The sequence below is a fragment of the Saccharomonospora glauca K62 genome (assembly GCF_000243395.2).
Lineage (GTDB): Bacteria > Actinomycetota > Actinomycetes > Mycobacteriales > Pseudonocardiaceae > Saccharomonospora > Saccharomonospora glauca.
The window spans coordinates 1,162,116-1,165,467 of record NZ_CM001484.1 but is presented as its reverse complement, the minus strand read 5'-3'; the positions used below and the strand labels follow the sequence as shown (position 1 = coordinate 1,165,467).

The window sequence follows — 3,352 nt, the reverse complement described above, 5'->3', positions numbered from 1 at the left end:
TCGCGCGGTACCACGAGCGCCCCCGGCTCCGGGGCCCACGCAACCCCGCGCCGGACGGTCCCGTCGGCCCCTCGGGCGGGCCTCAGTCCGGGAGGCAGCCGGTCGAGGTCGAGCAGGGCCCGTGCGGGAGGAAGCCTGACCCCGGCGTGTTCGAGCTCCCGGAGCCACTCACGCCAGGCCCGCGCCGCGTCCTCGGCGACGTCGGTGTCCTCGTCGACGTCCTCGGCGACGCGGGGCCGGACCGGCTCGTCGACCCCGTCCCCCGCACCACGCGCCCCTTCCGCGAGCGGCGCCGACCACAGCGACAACACGACGAGCAAGGAGACCGCCATTCCGAGTACGCGCATCCCGCCTCCGTCACCGTGAGCACGACCGTGACGTCGGGGAATACCACTCCGGCGGGCGTCGGAACGCGAAAGTCGTCACACGCGCCCGAGGCGCGTCAACAGCACGGCGGCGGGGACGGCGTGCGCGCCCGAGTCGCACACCGAGGCCACCACGGCCTGGTCGGAGGTGGCGACCACCAACGGCCGGCCCTGGGGTTCCGAGCGCACCAACGTCCGGATCACGTCGTCGGCCAGCACCCCCGGATCGGAGAACAGCACCCGCACGTTCCTCGGCCCCGCGTTGGGGATGGAGGTGACGTTGGCTCCGTCGAACACGACGGTGATCTCGGCGCGCGTGCGCGCCGCGAGCGTACCGAGCTGACGCACGAGCCGCTGTCGCTGCTCGGCCAGGGACAGTTCCGGGTATCCGGTCTTGGTGACGTTGTAGCCGTCCACGATCATGTGCACCCCCGGCAACGCCAGCAGGGTGTCCAACGTCCTGGGCTCCGAGACCCGGCCGCCACGCCTGCCGGTGCTCGCGCCTCGCACCATGTCGGCGGGTCGCCTCGGGGTGCTGCCGACCGACAACTCCCGCCGCAGGCCGTCCACCGCGCCGCTGAGCGTGTCCAACAGCATGGACAGCCGCACCTCGTCGGCATCTCGCGCCTCACGGGCGGACTGTCGAGCGGCGTCGGCCTCGGCCATCGCCCGCTCCGCTCGGGCCCGCTCGGCCCTGGTCTTCTCCCGTTCCCGTTCCAGCCGGGCGGACAGTGCCTCGATCTCGGCGTCCCGCTTCGCCTCCGCCCGCTCCCGCGCAGCGACGGCCTCGGCCGCGGCGTCCTTGGCCCGACGCACCACGACGCCCTGCTCACGCAGTCGCTTTCGGAGCTTGACCAGCTCGTCCGCACGCTCGGCCTTCGCCCGTTCGACCGCCGCGCGAGCCTCCTCCAGCTCGGCCCGCAGTTTGCCGATCTCCGCCTCGAGCTTGCGCACCCGTGCCACGGCGGCGTCGCGTTCGGCACGCAGCGTGGACTCCTCGGTGTTGCGCGCCACCAGCCGCACGCGCGAGGACGCGCTCGACTCCCCGAGGAGCACGGCGGCGGCCGCCGCGGCGACGGAGTCGTCGTCATTGGGGTTCAGCGCGTCGACCCGGTGTTCGCGGAGCCACTCCAGCACCGCGGTCCGAAACCGCCCCGAGTCCCGGAGCGCGGCCAGCAGTGCCGGGCCGCCGAGTCTCGCCCGTTTGGCGGGAGCGAAGCGGGCCACGGGACGAAGCTGACGCGGCACGTCGTCACTGGGCAGCTTGCCCAGGGCGGCGGCGGCGAGCTCGGCGATGCGCTCCCGGACCGGCTCGGGAAGACCGAGCCAATCGACGGATTCGGCTGAGTCGGTCACTCCTCCGCCCTCCTCCGCCCGAGCGGGCCGGACAGCGGCCGCGCCGCCCTCACCGGGCGGCCCGGAGGAAGGCGACGTCCCCGAAGAGGTCTCCTCGGGGTGCTCGGGGTACGCGGACGACGACAACATCGGTCCAGCTTAGGTTCTCCACGATCGGACCGCGCTTCCGATCCCACCACGGGTCGGTCACACCCGTGCCACACCCCCGTGACGAATTGTCGGGGTTTCCGCCTAGTGTCTGCGCTCATGCAGCTTGCCTTCGACGAGCTGGGTACCCCTCTGCGCGAAGTCACCTTCGTGGTCGTGGACCTGGAGACCACGGGAGGCTCCCCCGACGGAGGCAACATCACCGAGATCGGCGCGGTAAAGGTCCGAGGTGGGGAAGTGCTCGGCGAGTTCTCCACGCTGGTCGATCCGGGAGTACCCATCCCGCCCCAGATCGTGGCGCTCACCGGTATCACGACCGCGATGGTGAGCTCGGCCCCTCGGATCGAACAGGTCCTGCCCGCGTTCCTCGAATTCGCCGACGGCGCGGTACTGGTGGCCCACAACGCCGGGTTCGACGTCTCGTTCCTCAAGGCCGCCTGCCGGGTGCACGGCTTCGACTGGCCCAAGCCCACCGTGGTCTGCACGCTCAAGCTCGCCCGCCGCGTGCTTCGGCGGGAGTCGCGGGAACGGCAGAGCTACCGGCTCTCCGCCCTGGCTCCCCTGTTCGGGGCCCGCACCACACCGAACCACCGTGCGCTCGACGACGCGAAGGCCACCGTCGACGTCCTGCACGGTCTGCTGGAACGACTGGGCCCGCTCGGTGTGCAGTCCCTCGAAGAACTGCTCGACTACCTGCCCGACGTGACTCCCGCGCAGCGTCGCAAACGCGAGCTCGCCGAGCACCTTCCCGAACGTCCCGGCGTCTACCTGTTCCGGGGCCCGTCGGACGAGGTGCTCTACGTCGGCACGGCGAGCAATCTTCGACGCCGGGTGCGGCAGTACTTCACCTCCTCCGAAAGCCGGGGCCGCGTCAAGGAGATGGTGGCACTGGCCGAGCGGGTCGACACCGTGGAGTGCGCGCACTCGCTCGAAGCCGCGGTACGCGAACTACGGTTGCTGGCGGCTCACCGGCCCGCCTACAACCGGCGTTCCCGGAATCCGGGGAAGGTGTGGTGGATCGTCCTCACCGAGGAGCCCTTCCCCCGGCTCTCCGTCGTCCGACGTCCCCGCGACGGAGCCCTGGGGCCCTTCACCTCCCGAACACGGGCGAGAACCGTCGCCGACGCTCTCGCCGACATCGCCGGGTTGCGCACGTGCACGGCACGCATTCCCGCCTCGGGTGCCTCCGGGAGCCCGTGTGTCCTCGCCGAGCTGGGGCGCTGCGGCGCACCCTGCACGGGCGCTCAGCCGGTGGAGGAGTACCGGTCAGCGGTACGTCTCGTGTCCGACCTCGTGGAGGGCACCGACGCGACACTGCTGGCACGGGGCACCGAGCAGCTCGCCGAACTCGCCGACGCCCGTCACTTCGAGCGCGCGGCCCGCCGCCGCGACGAACTCGCGGCTCTGCTGCGGGCGGTCGACAAACGGCATCGGCTCACGGCGTTGGCGGCCGTCGCCGAACTCGTCGCCGCGGCCCCCGACGG

At 72.1% G+C, this 3,352-nt stretch carries 2 protein-coding genes and 1 pseudogene; 1 reads left to right on the top strand and 2 read right to left on the bottom strand.

The features are described from left to right. Both SACGLDRAFT_RS22470 and SACGLDRAFT_RS05580 read right to left on the bottom strand, forming a co-directional pair. Positions 1-347, bottom strand: a pseudogene (locus SACGLDRAFT_RS22470) (hydrolase); the annotation flags it as partial. A 75-nt stretch (positions 348-422) separates the two neighbouring features. Beyond that, complete coding sequence (locus tag SACGLDRAFT_RS05580; protein WP_040918616.1) at positions 423-1,850, bottom strand: NYN domain-containing protein; 1,428 nt, start codon at positions 1,848-1,850, stop codon at positions 423-425. A gap of 117 nt (positions 1,851-1,967) precedes the next feature. Between SACGLDRAFT_RS05580 and SACGLDRAFT_RS05575 the strand changes: the two genes are divergently transcribed. Next, a partial coding sequence (locus SACGLDRAFT_RS05575; protein WP_005462525.1) for a DEDD exonuclease domain-containing protein occupies positions 1,968-3,352 on the top strand: 1,385 nt, incomplete at its 3' end.

What these genes read in the sequence shown, in the direction of transcription:
- SACGLDRAFT_RS05580 (WP_040918616.1), bottom strand. Translation starts at nt 1,850, where the DNA reads ATGTTGTCGTCGTCCGCGTACCCCGAGCACCCCGAGGAGACCTCTTCG.